We start from the raw sequence: 21,729 nt of genomic DNA, 5'->3' as shown, positions 1-21,729 counted from the left end.
TAACTCTTTCTGTTTAGGTATACGGAGGTAGTTTAGGTATGTTGCCCTTTTCTGAATAAAACTTTGGTCTTTAGTGATTTGCTCCGGGAGGCCGCATTACTTCTAATTTAGGTATAGCGCGATCGTCTAGATAATTATCCGGTTGGTATAATTCTTCGTGATGATTTTATAAAAGGCTATACCTTAATAGCTTAGAACGTCATGGCAGGTATAAACATGAACTACAGAACATTCACGCTCAACGGCATCAGCATTTTCCTGGGGCTTATCTTCTTCACGGCAGGTATGGCGAAGGTCTTCTACGAGCACCGGTTCCCGGGCCTGATCGGGCCGGTCTGGCTGGAGGAGAAACTGGCGGAGTTCGGCCTGGGGCTCTTCGCCCGCTTCATCGCCTACTCCCAGATCGTGGTTGGATTTATGCTGCTGACGCTCCGCTACCGAACGCTGGGGGCTATTGCCCTGCTTCCCATGCTGCTGAACATCCTGCTGGTTACCGTATCGCAGAACTGGAAAGGCACGCCCTATGTGCTTGCCTTCTTCCTGCTGCTAAACCTGGTGCTGCTGGCAGCGGAGGCTCCCAAACTCCTGCACCTGCTCGGGTTCCGGACGAATTACGCACCGTCCGGGCACGCGCCCGTGCGCTATGGATTGCTTTGGCTGGCCGGCCTTGGTTTGGTGCTGGGCAGCGTCCCGCTTTCCTTCCAAAACCTGACCGCCGCTTATGTACTTTGCGTGACAGGTATAGCGGTCGGGCTCTATACCTACTGGAAGGGTGGCCGGGCAGGAAAGGAGGAGAAAGTCTCCCCGGCTATACCTGAAGCCATACCTGCCCCGAAGCAAAAAGCCTAGAAAACAAAAAAGGGATGCGATGGCATCCCTTTTTTGTTTTGCCACTCTAAAGTGGCGGCATAGGCCGTAAAGCTTACGCTTCTGCTTCTACCTTAGGAATTACAGAAACGTATGAACGGTTCTTAACGCCTTTTTTGAATTGAACTACACCGTCAGTCATAGCGAACAGTGTGTGGTCTTTGCCCATACCCACGTTGTTACCTGGGTGGTGTGCAGTGCCTCTTTGTCTTACAATGATGTTGCCAGCGATGATGTCCTGACCACCGTAAATCTTAACACCAAGTCGTTTTGAGTGAGACTCGCGGCCGTTATTAGAACTACCAGCTCCTTTTTTGTGTGCCATTTTCTTTTACTATTTAGTTCAGGCGGACGAACCATGCCTGAAAGATTTTACGATTAATTTCCTCTTACTGCTTATCCAATGCTCTCGATCAGGACTTTCGTATAGTGTTGGCGGTGACCATTTTTCTTACGATAGCCTTTTCTTCTCTTCTTTTTGAAAACGATCACTTTGTCGCCTTTCACGTTGCCAAGGATTTTACCAACCACTTTAACACCGCTAACGAAAGGAGCACCTAAAGTAATAGTGCCATTATCATCAGTAAGAAGAACATTGGCGAACTCAACGGCGTCACCATCATTGCCGGAAAGCTTGTTAGCGTAGATGAACTTACCGCTCTCTACTTTGGTCTGTTGACCTGCGATTTCTACAATTGCGTACATCAGCTTCAATGTATGATTTAAAAAAATTTAAGTCTGCAAAATTAGCGGACTTAAAGTTAATATGCAAATCATTGTTTTCTAATTCTTTCTGTTTTTCCAGATCCTCTCCACAACTATGTGGATAACGCTGTTGAAATCTCTGTTTCATAATTTTGCACCTCTCAAAAACGAGCATAACACGCTAGTCCGCAGCACCTTGATAGCTTCCTTCGGAAATCGTGTTTTCCACAGAGCCCGAAGAGATGCTACAGGAATTCATATTCCGGGAAACACTCCAAAGGGCAGTCTTTTGGATTTTATCCCTTCAAAAACATCTTTTACACCTAACCAAGCACTATGAGGTTGTACTTTTATTCACTTAACAATGAATTAATATTTTATTTACTATATTTTAACAATTACATATGTTAACAATATCATGTTAACAAGACTGTTGATTTCGACCCAATTTTCAGACAATCAATCACTTAACAAAGTGTTAATAAATTGAACAACTTTAGCCCGCCAATTCAAGTTCTTATCCCTATATTTGAAATCCTGTTATCTCAAGTGCATGCACCACATGGTGTACCGTCTGTTGAGTTTGACATTTGATAAAGCAGCAACGAAGTGTTGCTGTTAGTTTAAAAAACATTAAAGTTTACGAGCATGGAGCCAATACTACAAGAAAACCCAAATCGCTTTGTTTTATTCCCGATACAGCACGACGAGGTGTGGCAGATGTATAAAAAGGCAGAAGCCAGCTTCTGGACTGCCGAGGAGATCGACCTGTCGCAGGACCAGAAGGACTGGGAGAACCTGAACGACGGCGAGCGCCATTTCATCAGCCACGTACTGGCATTCTTCGCCGCCTCCGACGGCATCGTAAACGAAAACCTGGCTATTAACTTCATGCAGGAAGTGCAGTTGCCGGAGGCCCGCTGCTTCTATGGTTTCCAGATCATGATGGAGAACATCCACGCGGAAACCTACTCCCTGCTGATTGACACCTATATAAAGAAGCAGTCCGAGAAGGATTACTTGTTCAATGCATTGGAGACGGTGCCATGCGTAAAGAAAAAAGGTGAGTGGGCCCTGAAGTGGATCAACAGCGAGAATTTCACGGAGCGCCTGATTGCTTTTGCGGCTGTGGAAGGTATTTTCTTCTCCGGTTCTTTCTGCTCTATCTTCTGGCTTAAGAAGCGTGGCCTGATGCCGGGTCTTACCTTCTCAAACGAATTGATCTCCCGCGACGAGGGCCTGCATTGCGACTTCGCCTGCCTGCTCTATTCTATGCTGAACGAAAAGCTGCCTGAGAGCCGTGTGCACGAGATCATCCGCGATGCCGTGGAATTTGAGAAGGAGTTTGTGACGGACGCACTACCGGTTGACCTGATCGGGATGAACGCTAAGCTGATGAGCCAGTACATTGAGTTTGTGGCCGACCGCCTGCTCGTGTCGCTGGGTTGCAACAAGATCTACAACGCTACCAACCCGTTCGACTTCATGGAAATGATCTCGCTGCAGGGCAAGACCAACTTCTTCGAGAAGCGCGTGGGCGAGTACCAGAAAGCCGGCGTGATGGGCGACAAAGACAAAAACGTTTTTTCGCTCGACGAAGACTTTTAAGACAACCATTTTACAATCATCAAACTCCTATTAAAATCAATTGCCTATGAACACTTTAAGGAGCATTTTAGAGGTGACGTCAATTCTTGAAAAGAAAATAGGACAAAAAATAAACGGTATGAAGGTTCAAAAGATTCAAATCCTTCCTTACCCTATAGGTACATATGATTGTTATAATGATGTTAGTCCTGCATTGCTCCAAAAGTGTTTAGACATAAAAATTCCTTTAAAACATTTTTATGTCTTAAGGAATGCAAATGAGGAGAATTTCTGGCATCCCGTTGACTAATTATCTAATGAAGCCTCTTTTACTGATTTCTCTGCTCTGCACTGTACTTATTTATCCGTCATTAGGTCAAATTAATAAGTATAGGTCTGACCGTGTTGCCATTACAAGTAAAGTAGAAGGTACAAACAATTGGAAAGACTGGAGCCCATACTTAGTATCAGATGCATTAATAGTCATCGACCAAGAAAATAAAAAAATCATAATTTACAATCCCCATGGAGAGGTCTCCTATGATATCATTAGAACTCCAAAGATAACCCAGAGCTCTAATGATAATAAAGTCACTACCTTGGAAAGTGTAAATGATAAAGGTCAGAAATGTATATTTGCTTTAGTAGGAAAAACATTATCTGATGTTAATGAGATCTACATACAGGAAGGAGAAATTAGGTGTGTATACAACATTTCAAAAAACTTAAATTAACATTAACTAAAATCTTAAGCGGTTAGCACAGTTTAAGATCTCCAGACTTGTGAAAGCAATTGGCTTTAGCTTTTAAACTATAGTATTTCAACGGATTGCGTATATATACACGTATTTCCCTATGAAAATATTAGCATGTTTCAATCCGCTGCATCGGTAGCGGATCTCTTATACCTACACCTTATAAATAACCCGGGCTTTTAACACCCGCTAAATGTATACGCTATGTTAGTAGTTAAACGAGACGGCCGACGCGAATCCGTCAAATTCGACAAGATTACCGCACGCATCGAGAAGCTGTGCTATGGTCTGAACATGGACTATGTGTCGCCGATAGAGGTGGCCAAGAAAGTGATCGACGGCATTTACGACGGCGTGAGCACGATAGAGCTGGACAACCTGGCGGCAGAAACGGCTGCGTCGCTGACGACCAAACACCCCGACTATGCAGTGCTGGCTGCCCGTGTGGCCATCTCGAGCCTGCACAAGGTGACGAGCAAGTCGTTCTCCAACACCATGAAGCGCCTCTATACCTATGAGGACCCGAAAACGGGTGAGAACGCTTCCCTGCTGGCCAAAGATGTGTACGAGATCATCCGCAAGCACGCCGCTACGCTGGACTCGACCATCATCTACGACCGGGACTACAACTACGACTATTTTGGATACAAAACGCTGGAGCGCTCATACCTGCTTCGCCTTGATGGCAAGATTGTGGAGCGCCCGCAGCATATGTTGATGCGTGTGGCCGTGGGTATCCACAAGGAGGACATCGAATCTGCCATCGAGACTTATAATCTCATGTCTGAGAAGTGGTTTACGCACGCCACACCAACATTATTCAATGCAGGCACGCCAAAGCCGCAGCTGTCCTCGTGCTTCCTGCTCACCATGCAGGACGACAGCATACCAGGCATCTACGACACCCTGAAGCAATGCGCGCAAATCTCGCAGAGCGCCGGTGGTATCGGTCTGAGCATCCACAACGTGCGTGCAACGGGCTCTTACATCAAGGGCACCAACGGCACGAGCAACGGCATCATTCCGATGCTGAAGGTGTTTAACGACACAGCCCGCTACGTGGATCAGGGTGGTGGCAAGCGCAAAGGCGCTTTCGCCATATACTTGGAGCCATGGCATGCCGACATCTTCGAGTTCCTGGACCTGAAGAAGAACCACGGTAAGGAAGAAAACCGCGCCCGCGACCTGTTCTATGCTCTGTGGACGCCAGACTTGTTCATGAAGCGCGTAGAGCAGAACGGCGACTGGAGTCTGTTCTGTCCGAACGAAGCACCTGGCCTGGGCGACACCTGGGGACAGGACTTTGAACGCCTGTACGAGAAGTACGAGCGCGAAGGCCGTGCCCGCAAGACGGTAAAAGCACAGGACCTTTGGTTTGCCGTACTGGAGTCTCAGATAGAGACAGGTACGCCGTACATGCTTTATAAGGATGCTGCCAACAGCAAGAGTAACCAACAGAACCTGGGTACAATCAAGAGCTCTAACCTCTGTACCGAGATTATGGAGTATACCAGTCAGGATGAAGTGGCAGTATGTAACCTGGCTTCGCTTGCACTGCCCCGCTACGTGAAGGAAGAGAATGGCCACAAGGTGTTCGACCACCAGAAGCTGTTTGACGTGACGTACCACGTGACGCTGAACCTGAACAAGGTAATCGATATCAACTATTACCCGGTACCTGAAGCCCGCAATTCCAACATGCGCCACCGTCCGATCGGTCTGGGTGTGCAGGGACTTGCCGATACCTTCATCGCGCTGCGTATGCCATTTGAAAGTGACGAGGCCAAAGGCCTGAACAGAGACATCTTCGAGACGATCTACTTTGCGGCTATGACAGCTTCTAAAGATCTGGCGAAGAAGAACGGTGCTTACGAAACGTTCAAAGGTTCTCCACTTTCAGAGGGTAAATTCCAGTTTGATATGTGGGGCGTAACACCAGACAGCGGTCGCTGGGATTGGGAAGAACTGCGTCAGGAAGTAGTGAAGCACGGCGTGCGTAACTCTCTGCTATTGGCTCCAATGCCGACTGCCTCTACTGCGCAGATTCTGGGCAACAACGAGTCGTTTGAGCCTTATACTTCTAACATCTACGTGCGTCGCGTGCTTTCAGGCGAGTTTATGGTCGTGAACAAGCACCTGCTCAAAGACCTGATCGGCCTGGGCCTGTGGAATGACAAGATGAAGAACGCCATCATCGCAGCCAACGGCTCGGTGCAGGACATCCCGAACATCCCTCAGAACATCAAAGACCTGTATAAGACGGTATGGGAGATCAGCCAGCGAACAGTGATCGACATGAGTGCTGACCGCGGTGCTTACATTTGTCAGAGCCAGTCGCTGAACCTACACGTGATGAACGTGAACTTCGGCAAGCTGACCTCGATGCACTTCCATGCCTGGAAGAGAGGCCTGAAGACAGGTATGTACTACCTGCGCACCAAAGCCGCTGTAGACGCTATCAAGTTCACAGTGGAAAAACAAGCCGCCGAGACGCTGGAGCCAGTTTACAACCAGGACCAGAATCGCAGCGACATGGCCTGCAGCTTGGATGACCCGGACTCTTGCGAAGCTTGCGGATCGTAACATAACTGAAGAAGGAGGGTTTTGTGTCCTCCTTCTTTTTTACCCCAAGCAAGTACACCCTGTGTTACCAATGACTCCCCGTCAGTGGGTGGAATATTGTTGTCTGAACAGTCAGTCTGCTTACCATGTCTTTCTTACAATAGCAGACACTCTAATAAATTAATAGAAAAAGGAAAATGACCCTTAATTCTCCTCGACTTGCAGAAAGAAAGCAAGGACGGAACACACTATCATACTTGCTACATTAGCGCACTAAGGTCCGCATAATACACTACGCTTGTGAATCTTTCATAAACCCCTTTAATAGGGCACCGAGAATTACTTCGATATCAATTTATGATTTTGAGACAAAATAGGTTGAATCATTTTCAATACACCTTTCTGCACAAGAGATGGGTTTTATAGATCAGAATCTGAATGAACATGAGTTAGACATAGCAGAAAAAGACTTACTTAGTAAATTCTATAAATACGTAAGAGCCAACAAATCTTGTAAGTGGGTGCATTGGAAAATGAAAGACCTAACCTATGGGTTTCAAGTCTTAGAATTAAGATTTAAATCCATGAAAGGAAAACCCGCGAGAATTCAACATGAATGCAAGTATGATCTTTCAGAAATTCTTAAGCAGGTTTATTCAAACAATTATGAAAATAACGGTGATATAGGAAAGTTATTAGCACTTGCTAAAAGGAATGGTTTTAAACCAGTGAGAGCGCTTACAGGAAGTCAGGAGGCTGAAGCATTTAATAGAAAGGAATATCAGTTGCTACATCACTCTACTCAGAAGAAAGTTGAAGGCTTAGCATTCATTTTACAAGAAGCGGCCCGTGATAACTTAAAGGTTGCTGCACGTTTTTATCACGTTTATGGTAATAACTTTTCGGGCTTTGTACGGCTGGTTATGGAGCACCCAACTTATTCTATACTGAGTATGATAGCTACCTTATACCCTTTTTACTCTAGCTTTTTCCCGTCAAAGCAAGCAATAATTATGGGTATAACACCTATTTTAGGGATCATTAAAGAACTTTATGGTTCTATGACAACTTAATCATTTATTGTTATTTTAAACCTACACGTTCGTGGAGTCTTTACAACCTGCGAGCGTCTTACGCCTCCTGATCCCGCTCTAAGAATCAACTACCTTTCCACCAGACGCTCGCGGGACCTCCGGACACCGCGAGGTCTTTTTGGGTTAACTTTTCTACTGACTTATAAAGCTATACCTTTTAATCAAAGCTTAGTAGTTATCTTGTATCCACAATCAGACCCTATCGCCAATCACATGCTACCTCTGCAGTTCTACAGTTTGATAGCATGCCATATAACTCAACATTAGCAAACAAAAAGCCCCTGACAAAGATCAGCGGCTTCATGATGCATTGAGAGCTTATAGGATTAGTGAGAACTGGCAGCAGCAGCTGACACCTGAGAAGTCTCCAGCAACCACTTCATCGCTTCTTTTTCGTCTTCGAAATCCCGGAGTTCTAAGGATAAATTAAGCGTGTATCCTTTGTTAATCATAACCCCGACAGCTTCCCGATTCTTTTCGAACTTCGAAGGTAGACGGGCAAATCGCTTTAAAGAGCTTTTTGCCATGTTTGGGACATGCACTTCCAGACTCCATTTTAGGTCTGCAGGCGAGATGGAGCCCATCAAGCGGTCATCCGCCAGCCAACTTATTAGCGAAAAACGGTTAATCATTTCGTGGCAAAGCAGGTACGCTTCTCTGAGCTCGGCACCATGCAGTCGGCCGCACCACTCGGCCTTACCGAGTCTCAAGAGTTTGTCATAGGAAAGCTTAACAAAGCTGTTTTGAAAGTAAAGTTGCATCAAAAGAATTCCCTCTGAGGTTGTTAGTGTTGTAGATAAGGCTTAGAGCGGCTGGTGTTATAGATAATAGCAGAGGGAGCTTTGCCAAAACTAAGCTTGCCTTAGCAGAGGCGGCATGTCTTACAGCAAAGCAATGGCAACTCCAGTACGATCCTAATCTCTCAGCATCCTGTTTACAAGGATTACTAAGCTGTTCTGAAACTGGGTGGTCATCATTAAGCCGTCCCTCCAACTGCATCTGTGTTGCAAATATACTTAGTTCCTAAATAGAAGCAATACCTGAAATTGCACTTTAGCTTTAGGATGAACCCTCATACCTATACAATCACTGGCGCTATTAACTCAGTAAGTCGATAAAACATGCTTTTGCATGACACTTAAAGATGGCTCACTCCCACAAAAACAGGCTCCCCGCGAAAGAATTCGTTTGTGTAAAGATACTGGGCTCTTACACGGGACTAATTCCTAGTAAAAGCGCTATAGAACTATACCTATATATTTTTCAACTTATCACGTGATCTCGCGCTTAATTTAACACCACACATAGATTGTTTAGCGCCCACTCAATACCTCAACTACTTCAAAAAAATGTTGCCCATAACAGCATGGGGCATAAAAAAGGCTAGCCTTACGGACTAGCCTCTTCCTTATCTTGCAATAGATTTTTGATTAGCGCTTTACAAAGCGGAATACTTCTTTTTGTGTGCCGGAGATCACCGTGACAAAGTAAACACCTTGCTGCAGCTGCTGCACGGGCAATATTACTTGGCGCTCTGTCGGATTCTGAACTGTCAACAACTGCTTTCCTGCCATATCCGCCACCGCAATTGTCACCTGTTCGTGAGAAGAAGTCAGGCTCACGGTAATATCACTTGTAGCCAGAGTAGGATACACAGCTGAGGAAGACGCCTGCGTCATGTTCACAGCTACGATTTTAGAATACTCAAATGCCCCGTCAAAGTCAACTTGCTTTAGACGGTAGTAGTTTGTGCCGGCAGCTGCTCTCGTATCAAGGAAGCTGTAGGTCTGCGTGAGTGAAGTAGTGCCTACCTTGCTTTCCACAAAAGCTACCTTTCTGAAGTTCTTGCCATCAGCAGATACCTCTACTTCAAAGCCTTTGTTATCCCTCTCAGAAGCCGTCTTCCAGCTAAGCTGCACGCCATCTTTAGCAGCTTGTGCCTTGAAAGAAACCAGTTCTACGGGGAGAGATATGATGCCCTGCGTACTTGCTGTGAGCAAATAGTCATCGTAGCAAACTCCACCTACTATCTCAATAAAGGCCTCATAATATGTATTGCTTTCAACAGAAGCAATTGAGAAAAGTGCTGCCGAACCCTTAGGCGCTACTGTAGTACCAAGATCTTTCCTTACTCTAGTAACATAGTCGTAGGCTTCCCAACGAACAGTAACTCCATGACTGTTTTGAAAGACCACTGAGTTAAGTTGAATAATTGCAGGTTTGCCAACAGTAAGCTCTTGCTGAGCAAACTCAGTTAATCCCGTATATTTAGGAACTATAGTTGCTGATACTGGTGTACGTTCACTCTCACAGCCATCCGCATTTACAGCGCTTACATAATAGGTAGTGGTAGCAGTTAAGTTAGGATTAGTATAAGTTGCAGTAGATGACAGCAAGCTTCCCCCGGTTGGCGCACTATACCATTTGTAACTGCCTCCTACAGGTGCTCCCGTCGCGGACATAGAAATGGAACCAGCCCCGCAACGACTAATCGAAGAAGCAGTGGGTTGGGTAATAATACCACATGTTCTAGTTACAGATATTTCATCTATGTAGAGGTACTCGTTGTTATTGTTATTTGCGTCGAGTGTGCTGCTAACGTAAAAGGCCAGGTGTTCAGTTGTCACACTATTAACAGTAAAATTCGCAGTAAAATTAGTGTAGTTAGCGTTAGTAGCATTTACTATGCTGCTTGGCGAAATACCAGTAACCTTAGTTCCGCTAGCACTGGCAGCAATAGCTGCTGTAGTACCCCGTTGGAATAACAGCTGCGCATTTTGTGCTTCTGCTCTTACCCTAAAAGTGATCGTGTACACTGAACCAGGGTTGAACTTGAGAGCCTCCGTTGTTATGTGACCTGTATAGCCTCTTGTCTCGCGGCTACCATTATTTCCTCTGATAATTAAAGTACTGCCGCTTAGCTCACCCGGCATCTCCGGCTTAAAAGCTTTGGTGAAGGTGAACGTTAGTCTACTTACATCAGCAGCGCCATTGGTAAAATCATTTTTATAGATTGAAACCTGTGCATTGGTAGATAAATTAATGATGAAAAGGGCAATCAATAATGTGTAAATGTGTTTCATGGCTTTCGATCTTATACCTCTATATATGAAAGAAATATGCCACCATTTTATAAATCTATTTATTTCCAGCAAAATCCAATAAATCAGGAAACCGGCTTATTAGCTCAAATTGTAAGAACCTATATATCAGGAAATTATTGTAAACTATCAAAAAAGTGATTTAGATCATATATAGCAATAAGCTTCATTGAATGTCACATATAAAACGGAAATTTTCCATATATGGGAAACATTGCACCGATATGGGACATAAAGCACCTTATTTGCCCCCGTATAAATTGTATAGAATTTCTGGTTATTCGAGGTGAGCTATACCTAACCCAACTATAAAGAAGAATTGAAACAAATCAATCATAAAGGCCATTTTGGCATGCTGAGGGCGTCTCTGAAAATATTTATCGGTCAATTTGGCGTTATAGGCTATTGGCACCTCATTTGCATCATTATTAATGAAAACTTAGAGGAGAAAGAGATGAAAATTATAAAGGATAAAGAGTTTTTACGAAACATCGCGCATCACATTGACCTACTTAACACAGTGGGCGGCGGTGTGAGCGAGACCTATATTGATATTAAAAAGAAAAAGAAAAGTGCTGTCATCAACGTTTGGGCGGCCGGTGTAAATCCGGAGTCGTTCAAAGTGGTGCTGCACCAGAATCAACTTACCATATTCTCTGTATTGCAGAGCGAGGAAAATCCTGAAATAGCGGTACCGATGTTTAACCGTGTATTTATGTTGCCTCCTCAGATCGACTTAGGTCGTATCGAGGCCTTCTACAAGGACGGTGAGTTGCGGGTTAAGCTGCCATACCATAATGCTGCGCTCCATCCGCGTCAGATTGATATCCAGCAGCTTTAAACTAGTTAGCGGCGCGGATGTTCGTGCCGCCAGCCTACTACAGCTACAATGCCCCACACTGTATAGAAGGGGGTAAGGGCTGACGCCAAATAAGGGTCTACTGCCAATGAGACTATTAACTGGATCACAAAGGTTAGCACAACTCCCCAGAAAGCAATCCTGTAGTACTTATTCCATTTATTCATAGTTGGCTGTAAATGAAAATACCCGGCTTCAGGGCCGGGTATTCATTAATCTGAACGCTTCCGCGCGCGATATCTTTTTTTCGACTATAAGCGGTGGATCGTCTTCTTTCGATATTACTAACGTGTAGTTGTTGTTGTTATCCTGGTAATAAATGAGCGTCGTAAGATCCTCATAACCTATGCTAAAGATCTTCCTCGTCTTGTCACCGTAGTTAAAATAGTGATTGTCTAATTTAATATTCCTTAATAACCTCATATCCCTACATTCATCTGGTATTTTAACGGGTTTTCCCCCTGAAATTGTTTCACATTATAAAAGATGTGCAAGTATATTCTTCCTATCTTACCATAAATTGCACTAATCAGACACGTATTCAGAATTCGCTTCGCAACCATATCTATATATGTGCCTGTTAATGAAGAACAAACAGTATGCCATAACTCACATATAGAGCATTAACAATATGGATTAAGTTTGCTTAACTTAGTAGTCAGAGTATACGAGCGTTCTAAAAAACAGCACGCGTGGCAACATATCAGCTTTCCTTTATTATATTTAAGTGAAGAAGGGTTTCACTTAGGCAAAACATCAATTACATAGATTCCATGCCTCTGAAAGCTATCTTTTGTATCCCTAAACCCGGCAACATGTCTGAGCAGAAAAGCGACAAGCTTTACGGTCTGTTTTTCTTTATAGTGTTCGAAGTAGTGGTGTTTTTTCTGCTGCGCTACCTGGTGTCGGGTATGGGCATGGATGACCAGTATCAGGCAGAAAACACTATAGTGCCGAATTGGGTAAAAGCCGTTACTTTTATACTATTGTATATATTATGCGTATTGATAGCCGTTGTATTGGTGAGCAATATTGTGCCCAGCAAGCATAGGGGCCAACTGATGAGTTGGGTATACCTGGCACTGGCCGGAATGCTCGTGATGCTCGTGGTTATTTTCTGAACTTAAGCCTATTTTGTATTATAGCTGAAATCACCCTATTCATGAACAAGACAATCTTTGCACTTTTCGCCTGCTTGTTGTTAAGCTTCGGCCTGCAAGCGCAGGAATACTCCCAGGAAAACTACCAACCGCAACGCCAGAAGGGCCGGCATTTTCTGCAACTGCGCAACGGCCAGGTGGTGTACGGCAACAGGGTACAGTACAAATCGCCTCTTTTCAAGCAGGATTTCTTCCTGGTGGACGATACGCTCAAGTACTCTCCCGAACTGGTAGATGTGTATCAGAACAGCGATGGCTATTTTGCCCGAGTGGCCGCCGGTAACCGCTTCGACTCTTTTGCCAAACGGATCATGGAGGGGCCACGCGTTTCTAAGTTCTACACCACCACGATCGATTATGCCGCCATGGGATACCACCCATACGGGTACGGTATGCCGCGCTCCAGCCGGCGCCGCATTTACTTCTTCTCGAAAGACAACGGCCCGCTGATGACGTTCAACCAGCAAAACCTGGAGCAGGCATTGGCTGACAACGCCTCCAGCATGGTGCTGATCCAACGTCATAAGCGCGAAAAGACCATCTCGACAGTGGTAGGTATAGCCGGCGCAGGGCTGCTTACGTATGGTCTGCTTTCGTCTTCCCAGAGCTCCACTAACCCGAATTCTGTTAATGTGTCGCCTGCAGTGTATGCGGGAGCCGGGCTTATAGTGGTGCCGCTGGTTATTCAGCTTTTCCGAAAAGACAAGCTGACACAGGCAGTTGATGTCTACAACTACCAGGTGAAGCAGTAACACAGCTTATGCCTGATCTGCTCTTACTCCACGGCGCCCTGGGCGCTGCCAGCACCCTGCAGCCACTTCAGCAGTTGCTTGAGGCAGACTTCAACGTGCATGTCCTTAATTTTCAAGGGCATGGTGGTAGCACATTGTCTCAGGATCCTTTCCGTATTGAGCTTTTTGCAGAGGATGTTCTGCGCTATCTGGACCAGCACCAACTGCAGCAGGTCGACATATTCGGGTATAGCATGGGCGGCTACGTAGCGCTATACCTGGCGCTTCAGCACCCGGATAGAGTAGGCCGCATCTTCACGCTGGCTACTAAATTTGCCTGGAACCCTGAAACAGCGGCAAAGGAAGTCAAAATGCTGCAGCCGGAGAAAGTACAGGAGAAAGTACCCACTTTTGCTGCTGTTCTCAACGGGCGTCACCGCCCTAACGATTGGCAGGAGGTGATGCGCCGCACAGCCGACATGATGCAACACCTGGGCAACAGCCCCTTGCTCACTGAAGAAACGCTTTCGCGCATATCTGTGCCCGTCCGCATAAGTGTGGGCGACCGCGACAACATGGTCAGTCTACAGGAAACTGCCTGGGCCTACCAGCATTTGCCTAATGCCAGCCTGCAGGTTTTCCCCAACACACATCATCCTCTGGAAAAGGTCAACCTTAGCCAGCTGCTGCACGAGTTGGGGCAATTCTTTGGGAAAGATGCCGTTTAGGTTTAAATTAAGCTGATTATATCTATTGCGAATACTTATGCGATTACAACACTTCTGCGGCACTTTGCTAATTGCCTCTACCTTACTTACTGCAGGTGCCTGCACAAGTACAAAACCCTCCGTGGGGCAGCGTGGTTATACTGAAGCAGGCAAGGCATCTTACTACAGCAACAAGCTGCATGGCCGTAAGATGGCCAACGGGGAAGCCTATAATCGCAAGAAGCTTACAGCAGCCCACCGCACGCTTCCTTTTGGCACTAAAGTGAAAGTCACGAATCTGCAGACGAAGAAATCGGTTAAGGTGAGTATTACAGACAGAGGCCCCTTTGTAAAGGGGCGCGTGATAGACTTGAGCGAGGCCGCTGCCAGGCGGCTGGACTACATCAGCGCAGGTATAGTCCCGGTGGAGATAAAAGTAGTGAAACCAGCCCCTGTGCGTTAGCACACAATGTTTATACACTGACCACCCTTGGGATAGCCTTTACTTTAATTTTAAAAAAGTCTACAAATATTCCTATTAATCATTTGGAATACTGTACCTTAAATCATAATTTTGGGCATGCTTAAAAAGTGGAAATCTCTTTCGGTCACAGCTGGTCTTGCAACAATTTTGTTGCTGGGCGTAACTACTACGCCTAATGCGGCCGATCTGAACAATGGAGAAGCAACTACTATTGAAGCAACTGCTGCCGTAGCCCCTGACACCAACGTTACCGTTTCTACAGACGAAGCTAAGCCTGAGACCCCCAAAAAGCAAAAGTCAGTTTTGGATGCTGATATGCTGGAGAGCCCGCTTTCTTTCTTCAAAGACCTTTCTTCCGGATCAGAGGAAGAGGAAGAGTCGTCTGACCTGACAGTGAGGTCGAGCACGATCGTGCTGGCCCTGAAAGCACTCGCCGCTACACTGCTTTCCACCATCATGTAATTTCTCCTTTTACTTTACTCTATGCAGGCCGATCCAGATCGGCCTTTTTTGTTTTTGGTCAGCGCTATACCTGAACGGGCGCGTCTATACCTACATCAGGTCCGTGAGTAGGGCCAGGCCCAGTCCAAAGAGAGTTGCCAGCAGTTTGTTGCGGTTGAAGCGGTGGTCGGGGCTTGTTTCGAAAAGAATAGTGGTAGAAATGTGCAGGAAGTTACCGGCTACCAGGCCCGTAAGTGCAGTAAAGACCAAGTCACCTCCAATATTATCTTTTATGATGTAGTTGCTCACCAGTATACCCAGCGGTGCTCCAATGGCAAATATGAGGAGCCACAAAAAGGCCTTTCGGAAAGAGCCAATGCGCGACATCAGCACAGACATTAATGCGAATGCAGCCGGTATGTGGTGAATGGCTATACCTAGCAGCACCGCATAAAAGTTCTCACCCGCATGATGGTGTCCCGCATGTCGCTCGCCGCCCTCTACGAGTATGCTACCCTCCAGAAACGAATGGATAAACAGCGAGCCCAGCAGCAGAAAGGGCATGGTACCTGCATGCGCATGGCCGTGGTGGCTGGTGTGCATGTGCCCGTGTTCGACGCCATGCGAAAAAAGCTCCAGTACCAGCTGCAAAAAGAAGCCGGCAAGCACCCAGTAACCCACACGATGCGGGCTTGGGTTGCCGATGAGCACGTCAGGGAGCAGATGTACGATTGTGATGGTGAACAGGTATGCCCCACTGAAAGCCAGCGCCATTTTGAGCCAGCGGCTGTTGTCTGGCGGAAATACCTTGACGAGGAAGCTGGATAACACCACCGTAAAGAAGAGCACAAGTATAGCTATGATCATACCGCGTTATTTTTTTAGCACGAAAATGATTCGCTCACTCTTTTCCGGGTCAAAAGGCTGCAGCTTGTAGTCACCAAACACTTCTGCCAGTCGCAGCTGCGCAATACGGAAGTACTCCATGAAGTTTTCCTGACGCAAGGCCCGCACACGCTCCTCAAAGCAGTATTCCCGGCCCTTGTCCTCAAAATGAATGGTTTTTACAATGAAATCGTGTTCCACTTTTCGGCTGATGTCAAAGAGAATGCCCTGCACCTCTTTCTGCTCATGCGATACCAGGCGCTCAACGGTACGGTCGGTGTTCATAAAGTCGATGACCAGTTTGCCGCCGTGCTTCAGATTGGTAGCGGCGGCTTTCAGGGACACCACATTTTCGGTCTCGCTCTCGAAGTAGCCAAAGCTCGTGAACAGGTTCAGCACAAAATCGAATGACTCCGGCTTGTATACCTCCCGCATGTCGTGCACATCAAAGTGCAGGCGCTCATTTTCGTACTGCCGGGCATAATCAATGCTTTTCTCCGACAGGTCTATACCTGTCACATCGTAGCCTAGCTCGTTCAGATAAAGGGAGTGGCGGCCTTTGCCGCAGGCAAGGTCCAGAATTTTGTGTTGGGGTTTGGGGTGCAGGTAAGCCAGCAGGTTGTCCATGAACAGCCGGGCATCGTGATCGTCGCGGTTACTGTAAAGAATATGATAGTAAGGGGAGTCAAACCAGGTGCTGAACCATTCTTCCTGTTGGGCCATAGGAGCTGCGCAATAGCAATAAGGATGCAAATATACTCTTTTATTTTCGGAACATGGGTATACGCAGCCAGCGCGCACAGGTATAGCAACTCATAAAAAAGTCTGCCGCCACTGTAGCACACAGTAACGGCAGACTTTTTATTATTAGCTTAGGCGGACGATTATTGCTTATCGGCGCCGGCTGCTGAATTCGTTACAGCACCTTGGCGAACGCTGTCACCTGGCTGTATTGTTTTAGCTCCCTGGTCATGGTTAGGCATAACTTCCTGTGCGCCATGGCCCTCTGCACCATGTGCGGCAGCCTCACCACCGGCATCGGATACATTGTAAGTGCCACGCGTCCCCGGAGGAACTGTATCATTAGACACCTTTACCTCAGGGCGCAGGTCTTTTGGCGTATCGCACGAAATCATAAACAAACCACAAACTGCGGCGAATACTGCAAGTACGTTCTTATTCATCTCTATTTATAGGTTATAGGTCCTTATTTTAAAACACTATTGCACAGCGTAATAGCAAATCTCTTAGTACGACAGGTATACTGACTTTGGTTATAAACCATTAGGCGATGAGCTCCTTGCGGCGCAGCATCGACTCCAGCAGCTTGATGTCGTTCGGGTTGTTGAAGATACGGAATGGCAGCATCACAAACACCGGTGCCTGGAAATTTTTGGCCAGCCAGCCTCTCCAGCCGCCAGGCAGCTGCGCATCCGTAGGAGGCTTCAGCCACAGCAGGTAGGCTTGCCCCTTGCGCTCCACCGATTCGATCATGTCCCAGGTCAGGGCCATGCCTTCGCGCTCGTTGCGCTTCAGCAGGATCTGGCGGGAGTCGATCTCGTAACTGAGTTTCTCGAACAGCGGATTGCCCTGCTCCATCTGCGTCACACCCATCACCTGGGCCGAACGGAGCAGCACAAAGATAAGCGTAACCAGGATAGCACCTGCTACCCACCACCAGGAAAAGCTAAACACAGCCGGCAGCAGAAACAGCACCAGCGGAATAAGGGCCATCCACCAGTCTTTGCGCCATACCTTGGCCAGAGCTATACCTGTAAAAGTGTTTTTCTCCAGTTGGTACTTTTTGGTACGAATGGCATTCGGAGCAGCACTTGACTGCATCCGGTAACGTTGATTCTGTTGCATAAAAATAAAAAAATAAGCTTCTGCCCTTTATCGGACAGGTATAAGTTCAATTAATAAGCCTTCAGGCTCAGGTCCATGCTCTTGATGGAGTGTGTAAGCGCACCCACTGAAATAAAGTCAACTCCACACCTGGCCACTTCCGCTATCGTTGCCTCGGTGATGCCGCCGGATGCCTCGGTTTCAAAGCGGCCACCGATCAGGGCTACTGCTTCGCGCATCATCTCCGGCGTCATGTTGTCGAGCATGATGCGGTGGATGCCGCCGGTTTCGAGGACTTGCTTCACTTCGTCCAGGTTGCGGGTCTCTACCTCAATGCGCAGGTCTTTGCCTTTCTCTTTGAGGTAGCGCTGCGTGGCTTCTATGGCTTCGCGTATACCTCCGGCATAATCCACGTGGTTGTCTTTCAGGATGATCATGTCGAACAAACCAAAACGATGGTTCACCCCGCCGCCGATCAGCACGGCCCACTTCTCCATGATGCGGAAATTCGGTGTGGTCTTGCGCGTGTCGAGCAGTCTGGCCTTCGTACCAGTAATCAGCGAGTTCAGGTAATGGGTATAGGTGGCAATACCGCTCATGCGCTGCATGCAGTTGAGCACCAGTCGCTCGGCCGTGAGGATGGACTGCGCCTTGCCTTTCACGGTCAGGGCCACATCGCCAAACTTTACTGCGGCTCCGTCCTGCAGCACTACTTCCACTTGCAGGTCTGGGTCTACTTGGTTGAAGATATAACCAGCCAGCTCCACGCCAGCCAGTATGCCGTCACCCTTCACCAGCAGTCTTGCCTGGTTCTGGGCATCGTTCGGAATAGAAGCCAGCGACGAGTGGTCGCCATCACCTATATCCTCGGCCAGGGCACGGGATATAAACTCGGCTATGCTTTTTTCTGTCAGGTATGATGCTTTCACGGTGCAAAAATAAAAAAAAGGCCCGGTATATACCCCGAGCCTTGCTAAAAATATAACTATTATCTTCTTAATCTTTAATGAAATCGATAGAATGTATCAGGAATTTGCCTCCTGCTTCCTTCACACGGATCAAAGTGGTGTAAGAACCGTTGCGATGGGTATAGGTTCCGATCACATAGCGCTTGTCTTTTCTAACGGATTCACTCGGCGTCGGGAAGTTGTAAGCAAAGCCGGTTGGCGGGTTTTTGCTGAAAAAGTTCTTCATCACAAACTCTGCCTGGGTCTTGCTGTAATCCGTGGCCTTCTCATCGGCGAACGACAGACTTACTTTGCTGTCGAAGTGCCGGGCCAAGTCCTTGGCAGAGCCCGCTTTTAGCGCCGCCTCCACTCCGTTGAACACATCTTTCTGGGCCACAGCCTGTCCGGAAGCGAATAAGGTCGTGACAAAGGCCAGGAAAAGTACTACAGCAATGTTTTTAAAGTTTTTCATAAGGTGTATAAGTAATCTCGCCTCTCTATCTGCCAAAACTATGCCAACAAAAGTCGTCAGCAAGTACCTAAATATAACAGGAATAATCAATATATTCCGATGTAACGGTATAATTATACCTGACGTTACAGAGGTCTGGTCTAGGCAACGTGCGCTCACCAAATTCGGAACAACAAATCGGCCTTTGCCAGTTGAAGTGAGGCATCCTCTCTGGCGTATGCTACAATTTAAGCATTTCCGGGCAGGCTTCCCACTATCAAAGCACAAATCAGCTATTTAGGCTGATAAGGCACCACAGATTGTCTTATATTTGCACCATGGATAAAAAGGTAATGCTCATGATTCTGGATGGTTGGGGAATCGCTACCAACCCGGAGGTTTCGGCTATTCATAAGGCGCACACGCCCTTCTACGATCACATTATTCAAACGTACCAGCACACCACGCTGCAGGCTTCCGGTGAGGCGGTAGGGCTCCCGGAGGGACAGATGGGCAACTCCGAAGTTGGCCACATGAACCTGGGCGCCGGACGCGTGGTGTACCAGGACCTGGTGCGTATCAACAAGTCTATTGCAGAGCACAAGCTGGCCTCTATGCCGGCGTTGGCGGGCGCCTATACCTTCGCTAAAGAAAACAAAAAGGACGTGCACCTGATCGGACTCCTGTCAGACGGCGGCGTTCACTCCCATATTGAGCACCTCAAGGCGCTCTGCACCACCGCCTTCGACTATGGTCTGGACAAAGTATACATTCATGCTTTTATGGATGGCCGCGACACAGACCCTAAAGGTGGCGTGAAGTACATCAACGACCTGGAGCAGCACCTCGAAAACACGACGGGCACCATCGCCTCAGTCATCGGCCGCTACTACGCCATGGACCGCGACAACCGTTGGGAGCGCGTGAAACTGGCTTACGACCTGCTGGTGCACGGCCAGGGTACGCCATCGCAGAACCTTATCAAATCGGTGCTGGACTCTTATAATGCCGGTGTCACCGACGAGTTCATCCAGCCGATTGTAAAAGTAAACAACGAGCAGCAACCTATCGCGACGATCAAGGAAGGCGATGTGGTGATCTGCTTCAACTTCCGCACCGACCGTGGCCGCGAGATCACGCAGGCGCTTACGCAGCAGGACTTCCCGGAGCAAAACATGCACAAGCTCAACCTGCGATACACCACCCTGACCAACTACGACGACACTTTCGTGGGTGTTGAGGCCATTTTTGATAAAGATAACCTGAATAACACGCTCGGCGAAGTGGTGGCCAAGGCGGGCCGCAAGCAGATTCGCATCGCCGAAACAGAGAAATATCCACACGTGACTTTCTTCTTTTCCGGTGGCCGCGAAGTGCCGTTCGACGGCGAGAAGCGTCTGCTTTGCCCATCACCGAAGGTAGCTACTTACGACCTGCAGCCGGAGATGAGCGCTTACGACATCCGTGACGCCATTGTGCCGGAGCTCCAGCAGCAAACCGCCGAATTTATCTGCCTGAACTTTGCCAACCCCGACATGGTGGGCCATACCGGCGTATTTGAGGCCGCAGTGAAAGCCTGTGAGGTGGTAGACCGCTGCGCTGAAGCGGTGGTGAATGCTGCCCTGGAAAGCAACTATGACGTAATTGTGATAGCCGACCATGGCAACGCGGATTACATGATCAACCCGGACGGCACACCCAACACAGCCCACACCACTAACCTGGTGCCTTGCGTACTGGTAAGCAACGACTACAGAGGCACTCTTCGACCAGGAAAGCTGGGCGACATCGCCCCTACGATACTGGAGCTGATGGGTATAGCACAGCCGTTGGAGATGACAGGCGAATCACTTCTTGAAAAAGCACTTTAATTTGAGCAGCCACCGCATCATCGGACTTTTTGCTCTGCTGGGAGGCCTCATGGCTTGCGAGCGCCCTACTCCGCCGCTTGCCGCGGGGCAGGAACCTGCCTATGACCTGACCGGCTACCTGCAGGAGCAAACGGCCCGCCTGCAGCAAGAACAGCCGCCGGTGCTGAAATCGGTGATCACCAAAGGGCAGCTGACCGAGACCCTGCAGCTGGAGGAGCTGGATTGGGAAAAAGAGTTGGCCATTTTTCAAGAGGTGGATCTGAGCCGCCCTGCCTTGCGCGACTTTTACAGAGAGGAGCGCCATACCTTGCCCAATGGCAGCACAGTGAGCATTTTTACGAAAGACGCCGAAGCGGCTGCCCCTGTAGACCGGCTGCAGCTTACGGTTTCGCCTGCTCAAAAGCTGGAGCGCCTTGAAGCGGTGGTTCTGGAAGAGAACCTGCTGTTCTACTCAAAAAGAAACATCAGCCTTACTGCAGATCCGGGTTCTGGCAATCTATCCGGCTACCGCGTGGAGGGCGTGCAAAAGCTTATTTTTGGGGACTCCCTGCGGTATCGCGTTGATGCTAATCTTTAACCAGGCCCAGGCAAGCAATCTTATGCGCCTGATTGCTTTCTTGAGGCCTAAAATGCGTATATTGCTCTACTAAGTTGCTCGAGCCAGGCACTTTATCTGT

General features: G+C 47.7%; 25 protein-coding genes. 14 read left to right on the top strand and 11 right to left on the bottom strand.

Going from position 1 to position 21,729, the window contains the following annotated elements; all coding sequences use genetic code 11:
* Window positions 1-216: 216 nt before the first annotated feature.
* Window positions 217-849, top strand: coding sequence for a hypothetical protein (locus L1278_RS05360; RefSeq protein ID WP_253401646.1), 633 nt, complete (start codon window positions 217-219; stop codon window positions 847-849).
* Between the two features lie 73 nt (window positions 850-922).
* Here the strand turns inward: L1278_RS05360 and rpmA are convergent, their stop codons facing one another.
* The gene (rpmA, locus tag L1278_RS05355) at window positions 923-1,192 is read right to left on the bottom strand and encodes a 50S ribosomal protein L27 (protein WP_220626820.1); all 270 of its coding nucleotides are present in this window, start codon (window positions 1,190-1,192) and stop codon (window positions 923-925) included.
* A 71-nt stretch (window positions 1,193-1,263) separates the two neighbouring features.
* Window positions 1,264-1,572, bottom strand: coding sequence for a 50S ribosomal protein L21 (gene rplU / locus L1278_RS05350; protein WP_116543707.1), 309 nt, complete (start codon window positions 1,570-1,572; stop codon window positions 1,264-1,266).
* Window positions 1,573-2,220: 648 nt separating this feature from the next.
* Between rplU and L1278_RS05345 the strand changes: the two genes are divergently transcribed.
* From L1278_RS05345 to L1278_RS05325, 5 genes are all read left to right on the top strand, one after another.
* Window positions 2,221-3,180 carry a ribonucleoside-diphosphate reductase small subunit gene (locus tag L1278_RS05345; RefSeq protein WP_253401644.1) on the top strand — a complete coding sequence of 320 codons (960 nt, stop codon included), beginning with the start codon at window positions 2,221-2,223 and terminating at the stop codon, window positions 3,178-3,180.
* Window positions 3,181-3,226: 46 nt separating this feature from the next.
* Window positions 3,227-3,469, top strand: a complete 243-nt coding sequence (locus L1278_RS05340; protein WP_253401642.1) for a hypothetical protein — start codon at window positions 3,227-3,229, stop codon at window positions 3,467-3,469.
* Between the two features lie 7 nt (window positions 3,470-3,476).
* Window positions 3,477-3,893 carry a hypothetical protein gene (locus L1278_RS05335; protein WP_253401640.1) on the top strand — a complete coding sequence of 139 codons (417 nt, stop codon included), beginning with the start codon at window positions 3,477-3,479 and terminating at the stop codon, window positions 3,891-3,893.
* 225 nt (window positions 3,894-4,118) lie between these two features.
* Window positions 4,119-6,497: a ribonucleoside-diphosphate reductase subunit alpha gene (locus tag L1278_RS05330; RefSeq protein WP_253401638.1), complete on the top strand. Its 2,379-nt coding sequence runs from the start codon at window positions 4,119-4,121 to the stop codon at window positions 6,495-6,497.
* A 392-nt stretch (window positions 6,498-6,889) separates the two neighbouring features.
* Entirely contained in the window at window positions 6,890-7,549 is a 660-nt protein-coding gene (locus L1278_RS05325) for a hypothetical protein (protein WP_253401636.1), read from the top strand.
* Between the two features lie 347 nt (window positions 7,550-7,896).
* On the opposite strand, the gene L1278_RS05320 is transcribed toward L1278_RS05325, so the two are convergent.
* Together L1278_RS05320 and L1278_RS05315 are read right to left on the bottom strand one after the other, a co-directional pair.
* Window positions 7,897-8,280 carry a hypothetical protein gene (locus L1278_RS05320; protein ID WP_253401634.1) on the bottom strand — a complete coding sequence of 128 codons (384 nt, stop codon included), beginning with the start codon at window positions 8,278-8,280 and terminating at the stop codon, window positions 7,897-7,899.
* A gap of 720 nt (window positions 8,281-9,000) precedes the next feature.
* A complete protein-coding gene (locus tag L1278_RS05315) occupies window positions 9,001-10,653 on the bottom strand; it encodes a T9SS type A sorting domain-containing protein (RefSeq protein ID WP_253401631.1) in 1,653 nt (550 codons plus the stop codon).
* 337 nt (window positions 10,654-10,990) lie between these two features.
* On the opposite strand from L1278_RS05315, the gene L1278_RS05310 reads away from it, so the two are divergent.
* Window positions 10,991-11,512 (top strand): Hsp20/alpha crystallin family protein, encoded by a 522-nt coding sequence (locus L1278_RS05310; RefSeq protein ID WP_253401629.1) that lies wholly within the window; start codon window positions 10,991-10,993, stop codon window positions 11,510-11,512.
* 5 nt (window positions 11,513-11,517) lie between these two features.
* On the opposite strand, the gene L1278_RS05305 is transcribed toward L1278_RS05310, so the two are convergent.
* Window positions 11,518-11,697 carry a hypothetical protein gene (locus L1278_RS05305; protein WP_253401627.1) on the bottom strand — a complete coding sequence of 60 codons (180 nt, stop codon included), beginning with the start codon at window positions 11,695-11,697 and terminating at the stop codon, window positions 11,518-11,520.
* Between the two features lie 648 nt (window positions 11,698-12,345).
* On the opposite strand from L1278_RS05305, the gene L1278_RS05300 reads away from it, so the two are divergent.
* The 5 genes from L1278_RS05300 (at window position 12,346) to L1278_RS05280 (ending at window position 15,074) form a co-directional block, all read left to right on the top strand.
* Window positions 12,346-12,651 (top strand): hypothetical protein, encoded by a 306-nt coding sequence (locus L1278_RS05300; protein WP_253401626.1) that lies wholly within the window; start codon window positions 12,346-12,348, stop codon window positions 12,649-12,651.
* Between the two features lie 41 nt (window positions 12,652-12,692).
* Window positions 12,693-13,442 carry a hypothetical protein gene (locus L1278_RS05295; protein ID WP_253401624.1) on the top strand — a complete coding sequence of 250 codons (750 nt, stop codon included), beginning with the start codon at window positions 12,693-12,695 and terminating at the stop codon, window positions 13,440-13,442.
* An 8-nt stretch (window positions 13,443-13,450) separates the two neighbouring features.
* Window positions 13,451-14,149 carry an alpha/beta fold hydrolase gene (locus L1278_RS05290; RefSeq protein WP_253401622.1) on the top strand — a complete coding sequence of 233 codons (699 nt, stop codon included), beginning with the start codon at window positions 13,451-13,453 and terminating at the stop codon, window positions 14,147-14,149.
* Between the two features lie 37 nt (window positions 14,150-14,186).
* Entirely contained in the window at window positions 14,187-14,591 is a 405-nt protein-coding gene (locus tag L1278_RS05285) for a septal ring lytic transglycosylase RlpA family protein (protein ID WP_253401620.1), read from the top strand.
* A 117-nt stretch (window positions 14,592-14,708) separates the two neighbouring features.
* Window positions 14,709-15,074: a hypothetical protein gene (locus L1278_RS05280; RefSeq protein WP_253401618.1), complete on the top strand. Its 366-nt coding sequence runs from the start codon at window positions 14,709-14,711 to the stop codon at window positions 15,072-15,074.
* Window positions 15,075-15,164: 90 nt separating this feature from the next.
* On the opposite strand, the gene L1278_RS05275 is transcribed toward L1278_RS05280, so the two are convergent.
* The 6 genes from L1278_RS05275 to L1278_RS05250 form a co-directional block, all read right to left on the bottom strand.
* Window positions 15,165-15,920 carry a ZIP family metal transporter gene (locus L1278_RS05275; protein ID WP_253401616.1) on the bottom strand — a complete coding sequence of 252 codons (756 nt, stop codon included), beginning with the start codon at window positions 15,918-15,920 and terminating at the stop codon, window positions 15,165-15,167.
* Window positions 15,921-15,926: 6 nt separating this feature from the next.
* Complete coding sequence (locus tag L1278_RS05270; RefSeq protein ID WP_253401615.1) at window positions 15,927-16,661, bottom strand: bifunctional 2-polyprenyl-6-hydroxyphenol methylase/3-demethylubiquinol 3-O-methyltransferase UbiG; 735 nt, start codon at window positions 16,659-16,661, stop codon at window positions 15,927-15,929.
* A gap of 161 nt (window positions 16,662-16,822) precedes the next feature.
* A complete protein-coding gene (locus tag L1278_RS05265) occupies window positions 16,823-17,122 on the bottom strand; it encodes a hypothetical protein (RefSeq protein ID WP_253401613.1) in 300 nt (99 codons plus the stop codon).
* A 100-nt stretch (window positions 17,123-17,222) separates the two neighbouring features.
* The gene (locus L1278_RS05260) at window positions 17,223-17,804 is read right to left on the bottom strand and encodes a hypothetical protein (protein ID WP_253401611.1); all 582 of its coding nucleotides are present in this window, start codon (window positions 17,802-17,804) and stop codon (window positions 17,223-17,225) included.
* 50 nt (window positions 17,805-17,854) lie between these two features.
* Window positions 17,855-18,712, bottom strand: a complete 858-nt coding sequence (gene nadC / locus L1278_RS05255) for a carboxylating nicotinate-nucleotide diphosphorylase (RefSeq protein ID WP_253401609.1) — start codon at window positions 18,710-18,712, stop codon at window positions 17,855-17,857.
* A 67-nt stretch (window positions 18,713-18,779) separates the two neighbouring features.
* Window positions 18,780-19,202 (bottom strand): DUF4783 domain-containing protein, encoded by a 423-nt coding sequence (locus L1278_RS05250; RefSeq protein ID WP_188500842.1) that lies wholly within the window; start codon window positions 19,200-19,202, stop codon window positions 18,780-18,782.
* Between the two features lie 317 nt (window positions 19,203-19,519).
* Here L1278_RS05250 and gpmI point away from each other — a divergent pair, with 317 nt between their 5' ends.
* Together gpmI and L1278_RS05240 are read left to right on the top strand one after the other, a co-directional pair.
* Window positions 19,520-21,052 (top strand): 2,3-bisphosphoglycerate-independent phosphoglycerate mutase, encoded by a 1,533-nt coding sequence (gene gpmI / locus L1278_RS05245; protein WP_253401607.1) that lies wholly within the window; start codon window positions 19,520-19,522, stop codon window positions 21,050-21,052.
* A gap of 1 nt (window position 21,053) precedes the next feature.
* Window positions 21,054-21,629, top strand: coding sequence for a hypothetical protein (locus L1278_RS05240; protein WP_253401605.1), 576 nt, complete (start codon window positions 21,054-21,056; stop codon window positions 21,627-21,629).
* The last annotated feature ends 100 nt before the right edge of the window (window positions 21,630-21,729 follow it).

Source organism: Pontibacter sp. HSC-36F09, from assembly GCF_024171605.1.
Taxonomy (GTDB): domain Bacteria; phylum Bacteroidota; class Bacteroidia; order Cytophagales; family Hymenobacteraceae; genus Pontibacter.
The sequence above is the reverse complement of the archived record's forward strand: the minus strand, read 5'-3'. Positions and strand labels throughout refer to the sequence as shown.